This window comes from Testudinibacter sp. P80/BLE/0925 (assembly GCF_053570785.1).
Window position 1 is genome coordinate 1,915,529 of record NZ_CM131636.1, and the last position, 16,500, is coordinate 1,932,028.

The window sequence follows — 16,500 nt, forward strand, 5'->3', positions numbered from 1 at the left end:
CATAAAACTGCTAAAATCCTCACAATTTTGATTGGGTAAAATAGGGAATTATTTTGGCGTTACTGAATTTGAGCAATGCGTATTTGTCGTTTAGCGATCACCCGTTGTTGGATCATGCGGATTTGCATATCGAAGCAGGCGAGCGGGTTTGTTTGGTCGGGCGCAATGGCGCGGGCAAATCGACCTTAATGAAGGTTTTAGCCGGTGAGGTCGGCTTGGATGACGGCACGTTGCAACTGGAAAGCGGCGTGGTGATTTCACACTTGGAGCAAGATCCGCCGCGCCATATTGAAGACAGCGTATTTGATTATGTGGCGGAGGGGGTTGCGGATTTAGCCGATTTGCTTAAGCAATATCACCATATTTCCCATCAAATGACCCGCGACTATTCCGATGAATTATTGCAACAGTTGGCAGAGGTGCAGCAGCAACTGGATCACGCCAACGGTTGGCTGATCGAAAGCCGCATTCAAGATGTGTTAAAACGCTTGGAACTTAACCCCGACACGTTATTATCGGAACTTTCCGGCGGCTGGCAGCGCAAAGCGGCGTTGGCACGGGCGTTAGTCAGCAATCCGTCGATTTTATTGCTTGACGAACCGACAAACCATTTGGATATTGACGCGATTGATTGGTTGGAAAATTTCTTGTCGGAGTTTTCCGGCAGTATTATTTTTATCTCGCATGACCGCTCTTTTATCCGCAAAATGGCGACCCGAATCGTCGATTTGGATCGCGGCAAATTGGTCTCTTATCCCGGCAATTATGATCGCTATCTCACCACTAAAGAAGAAAATTTGCGCGTGGAAGAGTTGCAAAACGCGTTGTTTGATAAAAAACTGGCGCAGGAAGAAGTCTGGATTCGACAAGGAATCAAAGCGCGCCGCACCCGTAACGAGGGCAGAGTGCGCGCCTTAAAAGCCTTGCGTGAGGAACGTCGTCAGCGGCGCGAAGTGCTCGGCACAGCAAAAATCGAACTGGATACCGCCATCCGTTCCGGCAAAATTGTGTTTGAAATTGAAGAGTTGGGCTATCAAATTGAAGATCGCGTCTTGCTGAAAAATTTCAGCGCCAATATTCTGCGCGGCGATAAAATCGCCTTGATCGGTCCGAACGGCTGCGGCAAAACCACCTTTATCAAACTGTTATTACAACAACTCGAGCCGACCCAAGGCAAAGTGCGGTCAGGCACAAAATTAGAAATTGCCTATTTCGATCAATATCGTGCCGATCTCGATCCGGAAAAAAGCGTGATGGACAATGTGGCGGACGGCAAGCAAGATGTGGAAGTTAACGGGCATAAACGCCATGTGTTAGGCTATCTGCAAGATTTCCTGTTTCCGCCAAAACGGGCGATGAGCCCGGTGAAGGCGCTATCCGGCGGTGAACGCAATCGGTTGCTGTTGGCAAAATTATTGCTCAAACCGAATAACCTGTTGATTCTCGACGAACCGACCAATGATCTGGACGTGGAAACCTTAGAATTATTGGAAGAAATTTTGGCGGATTATCAAGGCACGCTGATTATCGTCAGTCATGATCGTCAATTTATCGACAACACCGCCACCGAATGTTATTTCTTCGAGGGTGACGGTGTACTGAATCACTATGTCGGCGGTTATAGCGACGCCAAGCTGCAACAGCAAAATTATTTTGCTTCGCTAACGCAAAAAACAGCAACGCAAAAACCAGCCGAAAACAAAAGTGCGGTCAGCCAAGCGAATACCCAAAGTGCGGTTGAAACTGACGAGAAAAAAACCAAAGAAAAAACGGCTGAACGTAAAAAGCTAAGTTTCAAAGAACAGCGCGAACTGGAACAACTGCCACAGTTGCTGGAAACACTGGAAGCGGAAATCGAAACCTTGCAAGCGGAAGTCGGCAGCAGCGATTTCTTCCAACAGGATCATCAATACACCAGCGACACCCTGCAACGCCTCGCCGAAAAGGAACAGCAACTGGAGCAAAACTTGTTGCGATGGGAGGAGCTGGAAAATATCAGTAATGGTAACGGCTAAAACAAACGTGCGGTTAAACCGCACTTTGTCGTTTAAATTTTCGGATTTTGCCGAGCATATTCTTCATTGGCGATGAGCTGTTCAGTTGGATCATTCTGCCGAGCGTCCATTGCTTGTACCAGGTTCCGCCATAGAGCTGCTGATCGTCTAAGGATTCCACCAGATCGAGTAGCGCTTCGGTTGTGGTGATAAACTGTTGCAGTAAATCGCTATAATCCCAGTTTTGATATTGTTGGTAGAATTTGGTTGCCAGTCTGCCTAATTCATTCCATTGATAACCGGTTTCGGGAAAATCAATGTGTTCATGGTGTTGCTTTTTATAGTGCCATTTTAAGACTAAATTTTGCCAACCGATCAGATAGGCGAGGGTATCGGCAACACTAATTTTTGTACCTTTACTGTTGCCTTCAACACCGAGTTGGCGTACGCATTGCGGATCGAAAGTGCGGTATTCCTGCAGGATTTTGTCAAAAGCCTGTTGAATCGCAAGCAGCAATTCGGTTTTGTTTTGTGGGATGGATGACATAGATTCTTTTCTCCGTTGCTCAAAGAAAAATGGCTTTACTGATATAAAGTCGTCAGACTGCTGACAAAGATTAACTAACTTGATTTTCATGATAAAAGTAGGGACGGATTATCTATCCGCCCGAACTGAACATTGCATTTTTCCGTTGTAGATTAAATGCTTATACTGCACTTCGTAAACGGGCGGATAGATAATCCGCCCCTACGCAGTCTTATCGGTGACCTTGGTCGAGAATCTAATGGCTCTACTGATGTAAAGCCGTTTTGATCGCTTATTTCATTACTTTCAGCAATGCGTCACCGATATCAGCCAGACTGCGTACGGTGGTAACGCCTGCGGCTTCGAGGGCGGCAAATTTTTCATCGGCGGTGCCTTTGCCGCCGCTGATAATCGCACCGGCATGTCCCATACGTTTGCCTTTCGGTGCGGTAACGCCGGCAATATAAGAAACAACCGGTTTTTTGATGTGTTGTTTGATGTAGGCCGCCGCTTCTTCTTCCGCTGAACCGCCGATTTCGCCGATCATCACAATCGCTTCGGTTTCCGGATCTTGTTCGAACAAGGCTAAAATATCAATGAAGCTCGAGCCGGGAATCGGATCGCCGCCGATACCGACACAACCGGATTGCCCTAAGCCGCAGTCGGTAGTTTGTTTCACCGCCTCATAGGTCAGGGTGCCGGAGCGGGAGACGATTCCGACTTTGCCTTTTTGATGAATATTGCCCGGCATAATACCGATTTTGCATTCATCCGGGGTGATCACGCCGGGGCAGTTCGGACCGATCATCCGTACGCCGGTTTGATTTAGTTTTTGTTTCACCGCCAGCATATCCAAGGTCGGAATACCTTCGGTGATACAGATAATCAGTTGAATTCCGGCGTCAATCGCTTCTAAAATCGCATCTTTACAGCCTGCGGCAGGGACATAAATCACGCTGGCGGTTGCGCCGGTAGCTTGTACCGCTTCGGCAACGGTGTTAAACACCGGTAAGCCTAAATGGGTGGTGCCGCCCTTGCCCGGCGAAGTGCCGCCGACCAATTTTGTGCCGTAAGCCAGGGCTTGTTCGGAGTGAAACGTGCCTTGTCCGCCGGTGAAACCTTGGCAAATCACTTTGGTATGTTTATCAATTAAAATCGACATTATTTGTCCTCCGCGGCAGCGACGACGGCTTTGGCGGCGTCGGTTAAACTGTTGGCAGCGATAATGTTCAAACCGCTGTTGGCTAAAATTTCACGACCTAACGGGGCATTATTGCCCTCTAAGCGAACAATGACCGGAATACTGACGCCCACTTCGTTGACCGCAGCGATGATCCCATTTGCGATCAAGTCGCAACGCACGATACCGCCGAAAATATTGACTAAAACGGCTTTCACCGCACTGTCGGACAAAATGATTTTAAACGCTTCGGCAACCCGCTCTTTGGTGGCGCCGCCGCCGACATCCAGGAAGTTTGCCGGTTGCCCGCCGTGTAATTTGATGATGTCCATGGTTCCCATCGCCAAACCGGCGCCGTTGACCATACAGCCGATATTACCGTCCAGGGCGACATAATTTAGTTGCCATTTTTCGGCCAGGGCTTCACGCGGATCTTCTTGGCTCGGATCTTGCATGGTTTGCAGATCCGGGTGGCGGTAAGTGGCGTTGCCGTCGGTGACGATTTTAGCATCCAGGCAAAACAGTTGCCCATTGTCTAAAATCACTAACGGGTTGACTTCGACCAGGGCCAAATCTTTTTCCACAAACAACTTGGCAAGTTGGGTGAAAATATGGCTAAATTGTTTGATTTGATCGCCGATCAAGCCCAATTTAAACGCCAATTGCCGTCCTTGATACGGCATGCCGCCTAATAGCGGATCCAAGCTGATACGGTGTAACAGCTCCGGTGTTTTCTCCGCTACTTCTTCAATATCCATTCCGCCTTCGGTCGAGGCCATCACCACAACGGTTTGTGAACTGCGATCCAAAACCGCACTGAGGTACAGCTCTTTTTTGATTGAAGAGCATTGCTCAAGGTAAATCGTATTCACCGGCTGCCCGTTTTTATCGGTTTGAAAAGTGACGAGGCGTTGGCCGAACCACTGTTCGGCAAAGGTTTTGATTTCCGCTTCGCTTTTCACTAATTTTACACCGCCCGCCTTGCCGCGTCCGCCGGCATGAACCTGACATTTGGCAACCCAAGTGTCGCCACCGAGTTTTTTTGCCGCTTCAAGTAATTGTTCTACAGTTTGGCAGGCATAGCCGACCGGAACGGGAATTTGATAATCTGCAAAGATTTTTTTACTCTGATATTCATGCAAGTTCATTGGGGATCCTTTACTTTTTCCTATGAAATTTGAATTAGGTACCGCACTTGGTATGTTTTCTCCCTCCGCATGCGGAGGGAGAATTAGGCTGTTACTACATAGAGGCTTAAATCTCCAATAAAATCCGTGTCGGATCTTCTAACAATTCTTTAATCGTTACCAAGAAACCGACCGATTCGCGTCCGTCAATCAAACGGTGATCGTAGGACAGCGCAAGATACATCATCGGGCGAATCACGACTTGCCCGTCCAAGGCAATCGGGCGATCTTTAATCGCGTGCATGCCCAAAATCGCACTTTGCGGCGGATTGATGATCGGGGTGGACATTAAGGAGCCGAATACGCCGCCGTTGGTAATGGTGAAATTACCGCCGGTCAAATCTTCCACGGTCAATTTGCCGTCGCGTCCTTTTTCCGCCAACTCTTTGATTTGTTGCTCGATTTCTCCCATAGTCAATTTATCGCAGTTTTTCAACACCGGCGTTACCAAGCCGCGCGGCGTGGAAACCGCAATGCTGATGTCGAAATAGTTATGGTAAACAATATCTTCGCCATCGATTGAGGCATTGACTTCCGGATAACGTTTTAACGCTTCGACCACAGCTTTGATGTAGAATGACATAAAGCCAAGGCGCACGCCGTTGCGTTTTTCAAATTTTTCACCGTAGGCTTTGCGCAATTGCATAATCGGCGACATATCCACTTCATTGAAGGTGGTCAGCATTGCCGTGCTGTTTTTGGCTTCCAATAAGCGTTCGGCAACGCGTTTGCGCAAACGCGTCATCGGCACGCGTTTTTCACTGCGATTTGCCAAGGCAACCGAACTGTCGGTGCCTTCTTTATGAATGGTTTTCGCCTGTTTGGCAAGGTGCGCGTCGATGTCTTCACGGGTAATTCTGCCGCCGACACCGGAACCTTGAATATCGGATGAGTCAATATTGTTCTCGGCTAACAGACGGCGCACCGACGGGCTTAAATTTTCATTGGCGGCGCCGGTTTCGGTGCTCAATACCGCACTTTGGCGTTCTGCCGGGGTTGAAGCCGGAGCGGCGACGGTATCTTTGGTGACGGTGCCGGCGGTGGTCACCGGCTGCAATTTGCCGAGCAACTGGCTGCCGGTAACGGTGGCGCCTTCTTCCTGCAAGATGGATTCGATTATGCCGTCTTCCGTCGCAGGCACTTCCAGCACCACTTTATCGGTTTCGATTTCAACGATAATTTCATCACGGGCAACGCTGTCGCCCACTTTTTTGTGCCAAGTTGCAACGGTCGCATCGGCAACGGATTCGGGTAACACCGGGGTCAAAATATCAATATTGCTCATGTTTAGATCCTTTTTAGTTAAAATGTACACGAATAAAATACTTTATCTGCGTTTTGTCCAACGTTCAGTTATTCAATCGTCAGGGCTTCTTCCACTAAGGCTTTCTGTTGTGCGGCGTGCAAAGAGGCAAAACCGGTCGCCGGTGAGGCAGACGCCGGTCTGCCGACATAATTCAGCGTCGCCCCTGCCGGTAGCGAGGTTCGGAAATTATGCTGGCAACAATACCATGCGCCCTGATTGAGCGGTTCTTCCTGACACCAGATGAAATCTTTTACGTGTGAATAAGCCGCCAATACGTTTTGCATATCTTCACTCGGATACGGATACAGTTGCTCAATGCGGATTAATGCGATATTGGTTTGCTGTTTTTCACGGCGTTTTTCCAATAAGTCATAATAGACTTTGCCGGAACAGAACACGACGCGCTCAATTTGCGTCGGATCTAAATTATCCCATTCAGCCAGTACCGGTTGGAAAGTGCCTTCCAGTAATTCGCTCATGTCTGAAATTGCCAACGGATGGCGCAGTAATGATTTTGGCGTTAAGGCAATCAATGGACGGCGCATAGGACGGATACTTTGACGGCGCAGCATATGGTAAACCTGTGCCGGAGTCGAGGGCACGCACACCTGAATATTTTGCTCGGCGCAGAGCTGCAGATAGCGCTCCAAACGTGCCGAGGAGTGTTCCGGCCCTTGCCCTTCGTAACCGTGTGGCAACAGCATGGTCAAGCCGCACATTCTGCCCCATTTCTGTTCGCCGGAGCTGATAAACTGATCGATCACCACTTGCGCCACGTTGGCGAAATCACCGAATTGCGCTTCCCAAATCACCAAGGTTTTCGGATCGGAGGTGGCATAGCCGTATTCATAGGCAAGCACCGCTTCTTCCGATAACACCGAATCCCACACTTCAAACCGCCCTTGTTGGTTATGCAGGTTGGTTAGCGGGATATAGTAAGTGCCGTCTTCTTGATTATGTAATACCGCATGACGGTGGAAGAACGTGCCGCGACCGGAATCTTCGCCGGACAAACGGATTGAATGTCCGTCATCGAGCAGCGTGGCATATGCCATAATTTCCGCCATACCCCAGTCGAACGGTTTGTCGCCGACAGCCATCAGCTCGCGATCTTCATAAATTTTTTTCACTCGGCTGTGCAATTTATGCGAATCCGGGTAGAGGCAGATTTTTTTCGCCAATGCCACAAACCGCTCTTGCGGGAATTGATTGGCGTATGCGGCAGTCCAATCGTGATTCAGATAATTGATCCATTCTAACGAATTGCGATCTAACTCGCGCCATTCGTTGACGACACATTCGCCGTTATCCAAGGCATCACGGTATTCGTTCATCATCTCGAAAGTGCGGTCATCGCTCAACACATTTTCAGCGACCAAGCGGTCGGCATAGACTTTGCGCGGGGTCGGATGTTTCTTGATTTGTTTGTACATCATCGGTTGGGTCGCAGACGGTTCGTCGGCTTCGTTGTGACCGTGACGGCGGTAAGAGACCAAATCGATAAAAATATCTTTTTTGAATTCGGCACGGTATTCGACCGCCATGCGTGCCGCATACACCACCGCTTCCGGATCGTCGCCGTTGACATGGATAACCGGCGCGTCCACCATTTTGGCAATATCGGTACAATATTCGGTCGAACGGGTATCGCCGGTGTACGAGGTGGTGAAGCCGATACGATTGTTGATTACGATTCGAATCGTGCCGCCGATGGTATAACCGCGCGTTGCCGACATATTCAGCGTTTCCTGCACAATGCCTTGTCCGGTTACGGCGGAGTCGCCATGTACGGTAATGCCAAGCACTTTCACGTGGTCGGTGTCTTGCAGACGGGTTTGTCTGGCGCGGACGGAGCCGATCACCACCGGGCTGACGATTTCCAAATGTGATGGGTTAAACGCCAATGATAAGTGCACCGCGCCGTCATCCGTCATAAAGTTGGAGGAAAAACCTTGATGGTATTTCACGTCGCCGGTGCGGTCATGGCTGTGTTTGCCGGCAAATTCATCAAACAATTCAGCCGGTTTTTTTCCTAACACATTCACCAACATATTCAGACGTCCGCGGTGCGCCATGCCCATCACGACATCTTTCGCGCCGAATTTTCCGGCGTGGCGGATGATTTCTTTCATCAGCGGAATAAAAGCGTCACTGCCCTCTAACGAGAAGCGTTTGGCGCCGGGGAACTTGGCGCCCAAATAACGTTCCAACCCTTCGGCGGCGGTCAGTTCTTGCAGATAGGTTTGTTTTTCTTCATTGCTGAAGAGCGGTTTGTTCAGACGCGCTTCCATTTTTTTCTGCAGCCAGTCACGCACCTCGATATTATGCACGTGCATAAATTCCAAGCCGATGGTGCCGCAATAGGTTTCGTTCAGTTTTTCAGATAACTCGCGCAGAGTGATATTTTCCATATCATATACGTAGTTACCGATATTAAACTCTTCATCCAGATGTTTATCTTCCAAACCGTAGAATTGATAATCCAGATTCGGCACCGACAGCCGTTTCCACATTTTCAGCGGATCCAGATCGGCGCGCAAGTGTCCGCGATAGCGGAAGGCATTGATATATTGCAAAACCCGTACTAAACGCCGGCTGGCGCTTGGATCGATAATCGTATGCGTACCGGTTCGGTTGGTATTTTCTCTGGCGAGCTCGCGGAAGTAATCACGCACCGACGAGTGAGGCTGTTCCACGGAAGACGTTCGCGGAAATGTGCTGAAAATTTGTTGCCAACTGGCGTCCACACTTTGCGGATCGTTAAGATAGTCTTCATAGACTTGTTCGACATAAGTTTGGTTGGCTCCGCCCAATGCGCTGGAGTCAAGCCAATCCTGCATACCTTGTTGCATACTTTGCTGCATAGTACCGTTTTGCCGCATAACTACCTGACCTTTTTAAAATGACTCATAAGGATTAACATAATGAATATGGGGTTTTATCAGTAAATTTAACATGTTATCGCCGATAACCAAATAAAATATTGCCTCTACCCTAAACCGCCATATTGCCGTTTACCAAACCAATTATACTCAAAAAAAATTTTTATAATGTGACCTGCTTAGAAGTTTTTACAAAAAAGTAACATTTTGCGCAAAAGCCGCTTTAAATTTCGCGACGAAAAGACTAAATTGTTGAAAATTCATTTTACACAGCCCTTTTATTTATGCTAATAAAGGAGTAATCGCATTATTATTTCAACGGTAAATCGAATTTATTTTAACAAAAATCTAACAAACGTAGGGAGTGGTCATGTCAGAATTAAAAGCAACATTATCAATCAGCGACGGTCGCGAGCTTGAGCTGGATGTACATCGTGCAGTGCTGGGTTATGATTCGGTGGATGTACAATCATTGGTGAAAAATCATTTATTTACCTTTGACCCCGGCTTTATGTCAACCGCCTCTTGTCAGTCTGCGATCACCTATATTGACGGTGATGAAGGCGTTTTATTGCACCGTGGTTATCCGATTGAGCAATTGGCGGAAAATGCCGATTATTTGGAAGTGTCGTATCTGCTGTTATTTGGCGAAAGACCGAATCTTGAGCAATATAAGGCATTTGAGGCTCGGGTGAAAAAACACACCTTGGTACATGAGCAGATTTCCCGCTTCTTCCATGGTTTCCGCCGAGATTCACATCCGATGGCGATTATGTGCGGGGTCAGCGGCGCATTGGCAGCGTTCTATCATGACTCCACCGACGTGAATAATATCTATCACCGCGAACTGACCGCTTACCGTTTATTGGCGAAAATGCCGACGTTGGCGGCGATGTGTTACAAATATTCCATCGGGCAGCCGTTTATGTACCCGCAACGCCATTTGTCCTTCTCCGGCAACTTCCTGTATATGATGTTTGCCACCCCGTGTGAGCCATATGTGGTTAATCCGGTGTTAGAAAAAGCGATGGATAAAATCTTTATCCTGCACGCCGATCACGAGCAAAACGCCTCGACTTCCACGGTACGTACCGCCGCTTCTTCCGGTGCGAACCCATTTGCTTGTATTGCCGCAGGGATTGCCTCTCTTTGGGGGCCGGCACACGGTGGTGCCAACGAAGCCTGTATCAATATGTTGGAAGAAATCGGCAGCGTCGATCGTATTCCGGAATATATCGAAAAAGCCAAAGATAAAAACGATCCGTTCCGCTTGATGGGCTTCGGACATCGGGTATATAAAAATTACGATCCGCGAGCCAAAGTGATGCGCCAAACTTGCCATGAAGTGCTGAAAGAATTGAACGTGCAAAATCCGTTGTTGGATGTGGCGATGGAATTGGAACGCATTGCATTGAGCGATCCGTATTTTGTCGATCACAAACTGTATCCGAATGTAGATTTTTATTCCGGTATTATCTTAAAAGCCATCGGCATTCCGGTGTCGATGTTCACCGTGATGTTTGCGTTGGCAAGAACCGTCGGTTGGATCGCCCATTGGAAAGAGATGTATAACCAAGGGGCAATCAAAATCGTGCGTCCGCGTCAATTGTATGTCGGACACCCGACGCGCGATTTTGGCAAAATGGATAAAATCTAATTCTCATCACTGAGCAAACCGCACTTTAACCAAAGTGCGGTTTTTTCAAACCATTTTCAAGCAAACTCACGCCAATTTAAGTATAAAATTAAATCCTCTTTTATTTACGCATTTATTATTTAGCAGGCTATAAAATAGCTTTGTTTTTCTCCCTTCCTAGTCACGCCATTTGATATTTAATTTAAATAGATAAATCATTTCTTTTTCCCTTATTTTTGAAACAATCGCCATTGCTATTGTTATTGTTATTGTTATTGTTATTGTTATAATGCATGGAATTTATGTTTTTTGTAAATATTACCCATTCAAGTCAAGGTATCTATAACTATGAGAAATAATCACTCATCTAAACGTTTTAAACTCAATTTCTACAGCAAAGCAAGGGGATTTTCACCTAAGTTACTGTTTTTAATAACACCAATCTATTTAACAAATGCTTACGCTTCTGTAGTGCGGCATGATATTGATTACCGTGAATATATTAAGTTCGGCAATAATGCCGGGAAATATGAAGCCGGAGCAACCGATGTAAAAGTGTATAAAAAAGACGGCACATTGAGCACCGGGAATATTGAAGGTGACGGTAAAGACAGCATTCCATTAATGCCGAATTTTTATTCGGTTTCGGATAAAGGGTATGCCACTCCGGTCAGCCATAATATTGTGGTAACAGCGGCACACATGGTAGATATGTACAGCAATGAAAGTTATGGCAAGCGTTTTTATCGCACGGATATATCGCTATTTAAAAATAGTATTACAGAAAATGACGACGATGATCAAAAGGAAAAGAATTATCTGGCATTTATTTTTTCAGATGAGGAAGTTAATAAAAAAAATTACGATTATGGGTATGCCCAAGATTATAATCAAGTTGTCAATATGAAAAATCTTTCCGGTGGTTATGATGCCAGTTATATCCGCACGAAAAAATTAATGTTTGATGTTGAGCCTTATGAACTGAAAGAGTTTAGCGGGATCAATGTCAATGATTTATTAGCGCGAAATGGTGCAGGAGCATTTTCACAAGCAATTCGCCCTTATGAACAAACCGGTAATCCTATTTATAATACCTATACTTATGTACACGGCGGATTAGCGCAAGTAAAAGAAATCAGACCTGAAGCGAAATACAATCTGCAAAGTAACCACCTTTCTTATCAACTATGGCCAGAAGCCAAAAATGCGTTAGATTCGACCAGCCGAGGCGGTGACAGTGGCTCACCGGTTTTTTGGTGGGATAAAGAAAATAAAAAATGGTGGTTATTGGGCGTCAATTCGCGTGCGGGACGTGGCGCGCTAGGGCGTGCCTCCGGTTATGGCAAAGAGGGTATTATGGAATCTTTGCCGAGAATGCAGGCACTTTTAACGGAAATGAATTATAAAAAAGAAGTGGGTGAGGGAAATACAATTACTATCACCACTGCACGAGAAGGCGTTAATAAAGCGGCATATTTTAAAGTATCAGATGGAAACACATTTAAATTATATACAACGCGTTATTATGGCGGAGATCGAACGCTTGATAAAGAAAGCAAAGATTTATATTTAACCAATTCCTCCGGTGGCAGTATCGAATTAAACATTAATGGTGATACAGATATTGGCAGTATTCCAATTTATTTTGAAACCGATGCGAAAATTACCGGAGCGGGAAAATTTGATTTAAGCGGTATGTCGGTTGGCGCAGGAAAAACCGTTACCGCAGAGCTGACATTGGTGCAAGGTACAGATTGGCGCAAAGTAGGAGCAGGCACGCTACGTTTATCTGGAAAATCAGCCGGAAAAGGCAGTGTTGCAATCGGTGACGGAACATTAGAACTGAATACCGACGGTGGTATTGCGGCGGAAAAAATTATGCTTGCAACAGGAAAACCGACGGTTAAATTACTGAAAGACGGACAGTTCAATACAGATAAAATCTATTTTGGCGTGCGGGGCGGTGCGTTAGATTTAAATGGCTATAATGCTGAGTTTGAAAATATTTACCACATGGATCGTGGCGCCAATATTAAAAATGACAATAAAGCGAAAAAATCCGTATTTACCTTTAAACCGACTGAATCAGTTAATTACTTAGGGCAGTTTAATGGCAATTTAGATCTGACATTTAAGCCAAATAATAAAGATACTGTTTGGATATTGCGCGGTGATAGTAAAATTGACGGTGATGTTAAAATTGAAAACGGTACATTCAGCCTGAATGCCGATCGATTGATTTATTCAACAATGGTGAGAAATGGAATTAAAATAGGGACTACGCTTGCGGATTATAATCGCAGAGAATGGCGACCGCATACGTTCCAAGCAAAAAATATTACCGTGGGCAGCGGGGCAACGCTTGGCGTGGGACGCGCCTCGACTCTTATCGCTGAAGAAGTGAAATTTAGTGGCAATAACAAATTTAATATTGAAATTTCTGATTCAGACAGCAAACGCCACGATCCGACTCAAGACGCGATAAAAGGCGATAAATTCTCTGATCCGACATTCCACAATCCTAAAGTGCAGGCTAATTTAACGTTCACCGGCTCAAATAACCAAGTGAAATTTAATATGCCAAAAGATTTCACTGCTACCTTTGAAGGCAGCATGAGCGGTGCGGCGGATATTATTACCCAAGGTGAAGGAAGTGCGGTTTGGAAAAATACCAAACCGACCAATCTCACCACCAAAATATCAGCGAAAACCGCACTTTTAATCGAAAATACAGATAAGTTAAATCTTACATTAAAATCTAATGGGGATAACTTCACTTTAAATAATAAAAAGGAAGCAACATTTAACTTTATGAATGGTGCGACACAATTAACCGATAAAGTGCGGTTAAATCTCGAAAATGGCAGCCATTTGACATTATCGGGATTAGATAACGTAACAAAACGTAATGTAATTATTAATGCAGATATTCAACGCGGTACGCTAGAAAACAGTTATTTTCCAACAATTACCCTTGCCAACGGCGCAACTACATTTAATTTTAAACAGCGTATATTAGATACCAATTTAATTTTAAACGGTGGTGCACTGGGGTTATTTCAACCTTTAACCGTGGCAGGTGATTTTAGTTCAAGCAATAGTGGCAAAATTGATTTTGGTACGATCGATGATATTAAAACAAAATCAGAAAATGGCAGTTATGAACTTAATAATAAATTAACAATTGACGGCTCGGCGAGCGGAGTTGTGACACCGATCTTTACACTTAGCGATACCGTAACGGCGAAATTAGCTAATCCAGTCAATAAGTTGGTCTTTGTAGATTATAAAACCGGGAGTTTGCAATTTGAAAGTGCGGTCAGAACCGCAAAAAACGGCTTGGAATTCGATTTTACATTTGATCGCTCAAACACGTATTTAATGGAAAAAGAGAAAATTGTTACACCCGCTCCAGTGATCGAGACGAAAATTGATTCAACCACTTATGTGCCACTTACTTTGATTGAGCCTGCAAAAATGTGGGAGTCGGTTTCAACCACGGATACCGAAGCAAAAACCGAATTTGATATTGATACGTTAAAAGAGGTTATTGTCGGATCAACCACGGATACCGAAGTAAAAACCGAATTTGATATTGATACGTTAAAAGAGGTTATTGTCGGATCAACCACGGATAGCGAAGCAAAAACCGAATTTGATATTGATACGTTAAAAGAGGTTACTGTCGGTTCAACTATGGAAACAGAAGTAAAACCAACATTAGATCCCGTAACATTAACTGAATTTGTAGTAAATTCGGAAGAGAATAATATTAATGCGGAGGCACTTGACCCGGATAGCCTGAAAGAGCATGAAATTCAATCCACAACCGCAGAAGCTAAACCGACTTTAGATCCGGCGACATTGATAAAGCCTACAACAATCAGCTTAACCGCCAAAACCGCCCCTGAAGTCGGTGAATATCTGACCTTGATCGGCAGTGCGCGCAATGTGTTGAATATCAATTTAAATACGGTGAAAGAAGGTTTCAGCGTACAGTATGAAAACTACGCTGAAAATGATAATTACCGTCATCTGCATAATTTTAACAGCAAAGTGCGCGGCAACGGCGTGGTGTTTAATGCGGTGAAACGGCAGAGGGAGAGCGAATTCGGGCTACAAGCGCGAATGGCAGATTTGAATACCACCACTTCATCGGATAAAGTGCGGTTAAGCTCCAAAACCAAATTGGTTTCTGCGATTGCGCATGCCGGTTATGAGATCGGTGATTTTAAATTCTATGGCGCATTGGGTGTGGCAAAAGCCCGTTTTAAAACCAATATTGATGCCGATAAAGGATTGCAGGCAAATAACCGTAGCATAAACAACAGCTTTAATTCGACAGGCGTTTTTGCCAAAGGCGGCGTGCGTTATCGTCAAACATTTGGCAATATCAGCCTGCGCGAATATGTAGCGTTGTCCTATAATAATTTGGGTTTAGGCACATTCACCGACAGCAACGGCGACAAGGTGCGGGTGAAAGACAGTGCGCCATTCACGGCGGAAGCCGGAATCGGATTGGATTATCAATGGGATAAATGGCAAATCCGCAGCGGCATTGGCGCAAGCTACGATTTGGGCAAGCTGAAAGTGAGCTATGTTGATATTGATCGGGAATATACGCGCGGTTTGGGCAAACTCAAATTGAATCTTGATTTAGGCTTGCAATATCAGTTGATGAATAACCTGTATCTGACCCAAGATACCAAAATTGCGTTGCAATCCAAAGGGTTTAATCACAGTTTGATGAATATTGGCGTGCGGTTTACTTGGTAAGTTGTGCATGTGCAGAAGATCAGATTTGATCTTCTGCCATTAAAATGAAAAGGATTGCGTCCGCAATATCGGATTCAATCCTTCGATTAAATAATCCAAGTTTTTGGGCAGGGCAATATTCCCGTTATTTTTATTTGTTAGCCTTTCAAACTGTCGGTCAAGTGCGGTTGGATTTTGGTTAAAATCTCTTTAGCCACACGCGGCGCCGCCGCAACGAGATTGCCTGAAATCAAATACTGATGACCACCGGCAAAATCGGTCACAATCCCACCGGCTTCACGTACGATCAAATCACCGGCGGCGCAATCCCACGGTTTTAAACCGATTTCAAAATAACCGTCCACACGGTTGGCGGCAACATATGCCAGATCCAATGCGGCAGAGCCGGTACGACGGAAATCGGCGGCGTCCTCAATCAGTGAGCCGATAATGTTCAACTGTACCGGCATATGTTGTTTCGCTTTAAACGGGAAGCCGGTAGCCAGCACCGCACCGGCTAAATCACGGCGGTTTTCCACACGCAGACGGGTTTCATTCAGTTTGGCGCCTTCGCCACGCACCGCGGTGAACAGTTCGTTACGGATTGGGTCATAGACTACGCCCACTTCGGTGCGCCCGTTTTCACGAATCGCAATCGAAACGGCAAAGTGCGGTAGGGTTTTGATAAAATTGGTCGTGCCATCCAGCGGATCGATAATCCATTGTACGTTTTTGTTTTCGCCTTCAATCGCACCGCTTTCTTCGGTGATAATCGTGTGATCAGGATAGGATTTTTTGATCACCTCGATAATTGCCGCTTCCGCCGCTTTATCGACATTGGTTACATAATCATTACTGCGTTTGTTGCTCACTTCCACGCTTTCAGGGCGTTCGTAAGCTTTGGCAATCACATTGCCTGCTTTTCGTGCTGCACGAATAGCAATATTTAACATTGGATTCATAATTCCACCGGATTTTAAAGAACAAATAAATAAAAGGAGTGATTTTGTTATAACACACAAAACTGCGCGAAT

9 protein-coding genes are annotated in these 16,500 nt (G+C 45.7%); 3 read left to right on the top strand and 6 right to left on the bottom strand.

Annotated elements, in window-relative coordinates; genetic code table 11:
• Positions 1 to 53: 53 nt before the first annotated feature.
• The gene (locus tag ACWA5Z_RS09255) at positions 54 to 2,015 is read left to right on the top strand and encodes an ABC transporter ATP-binding protein (protein WP_431051693.1); all 1,962 of its coding nucleotides are present in this window, start codon (positions 54 to 56) and stop codon (positions 2,013 to 2,015) included.
• Positions 2,016 to 2,028: 13 nt separating this feature from the next.
• Here ACWA5Z_RS09255 and ACWA5Z_RS09260 read toward each other — a convergent pair whose 3' ends face one another.
• The 5 genes from ACWA5Z_RS09260 to sucA all read right to left on the bottom strand — a co-directional run bounded on the left by ACWA5Z_RS09260 (position 2,029) and on the right by sucA (position 9,057).
• Positions 2,029 to 2,541 (bottom strand): ClbS/DfsB family four-helix bundle protein, encoded by a 513-nt coding sequence (locus ACWA5Z_RS09260; RefSeq protein WP_431051695.1) that lies wholly within the window; start codon positions 2,539 to 2,541, stop codon positions 2,029 to 2,031.
• 271 nt (positions 2,542 to 2,812) lie between these two features.
• A complete protein-coding gene (gene sucD / locus ACWA5Z_RS09265; RefSeq protein WP_431051697.1) occupies positions 2,813 to 3,682 on the bottom strand; it encodes a succinate--CoA ligase subunit alpha in 870 nt (289 codons plus the stop codon).
• Positions 3,682 to 4,848: an ADP-forming succinate--CoA ligase subunit beta gene (sucC, locus tag ACWA5Z_RS09270; protein WP_431051699.1), complete on the bottom strand. Its 1,167-nt coding sequence runs from the start codon at positions 4,846 to 4,848 to the stop codon at positions 3,682 to 3,684. The genes sucD and sucC overlap by 1 nt, the downstream gene beginning before the upstream one ends.
• A gap of 106 nt (positions 4,849 to 4,954) precedes the next feature.
• Positions 4,955 to 6,172, bottom strand: a complete 1,218-nt coding sequence (gene odhB, locus ACWA5Z_RS09275; protein WP_431051701.1) for a 2-oxoglutarate dehydrogenase complex dihydrolipoyllysine-residue succinyltransferase — start codon at positions 6,170 to 6,172, stop codon at positions 4,955 to 4,957.
• A 68-nt stretch (positions 6,173 to 6,240) separates the two neighbouring features.
• On the bottom strand, positions 6,241 to 9,057 hold the full coding sequence (sucA, locus tag ACWA5Z_RS09280) for a 2-oxoglutarate dehydrogenase E1 component (protein ID WP_431054325.1): 2,817 nt from the start codon (positions 9,055 to 9,057) through the stop codon (positions 6,241 to 6,243).
• A gap of 388 nt (positions 9,058 to 9,445) precedes the next feature.
• Between sucA and ACWA5Z_RS09285 the strand changes: the two genes are divergently transcribed.
• Positions 9,446 to 10,732, top strand: coding sequence for a citrate synthase (locus ACWA5Z_RS09285; RefSeq protein WP_431051703.1), 1,287 nt, complete (start codon positions 9,446 to 9,448; stop codon positions 10,730 to 10,732).
• A gap of 327 nt (positions 10,733 to 11,059) precedes the next feature.
• The gene (locus ACWA5Z_RS09290; RefSeq protein WP_431051705.1) at positions 11,060 to 15,487 is read left to right on the top strand and encodes a S6 family peptidase; all 4,428 of its coding nucleotides are present in this window, start codon (positions 11,060 to 11,062) and stop codon (positions 15,485 to 15,487) included.
• A 137-nt stretch (positions 15,488 to 15,624) separates the two neighbouring features.
• Here the strand turns inward: ACWA5Z_RS09290 and suhB are convergent, their stop codons facing one another.
• A complete protein-coding gene (gene suhB / locus ACWA5Z_RS09295) occupies positions 15,625 to 16,428 on the bottom strand; it encodes an inositol-1-monophosphatase (RefSeq protein ID WP_431051707.1) in 804 nt (267 codons plus the stop codon).
• Between the last annotated feature and the right edge of the window lie 72 nt (positions 16,429 to 16,500).

Excerpts from the sequence above, each read along its gene's own strand:
- sucA (WP_431054325.1), bottom strand. The coding sequence starts at position 9,057 with ATGCAGCAAAGTATGCAACAAGGTATGCAGGATTGGCTTGACTCCAGC.
- odhB (WP_431051701.1), bottom strand. The coding sequence starts at position 6,172 with ATGAGCAATATTGATATTTTGACCCCGGTGTTACCCGAATCCGTTGCC.
- ACWA5Z_RS09290 (WP_431051705.1), top strand. The coding sequence starts at position 11,060 with ATGAGAAATAATCACTCATCTAAACGTTTTAAACTCAATTTCTACAGC.
- sucC (WP_431051699.1), bottom strand. The coding sequence starts at position 4,848 with ATGAACTTGCATGAATATCAGAGTAAAAAAATCTTTGCAGATTATCAA.
- sucD (WP_431051697.1), bottom strand. The coding sequence starts at position 3,682 with ATGTCGATTTTAATTGATAAACATACCAAAGTGATTTGCCAAGGTTTC.
- suhB (WP_431051707.1), bottom strand. The coding sequence starts at position 16,428 with ATGAATCCAATGTTAAATATTGCTATTCGTGCAGCACGAAAAGCAGGC.
- ACWA5Z_RS09260 (WP_431051695.1), bottom strand. The coding sequence starts at position 2,541 with ATGTCATCCATCCCACAAAACAAAACCGAATTGCTGCTTGCGATTCAA.
- ACWA5Z_RS09285 (WP_431051703.1), top strand. The coding sequence starts at position 9,446 with ATGTCAGAATTAAAAGCAACATTATCAATCAGCGACGGTCGCGAGCTT.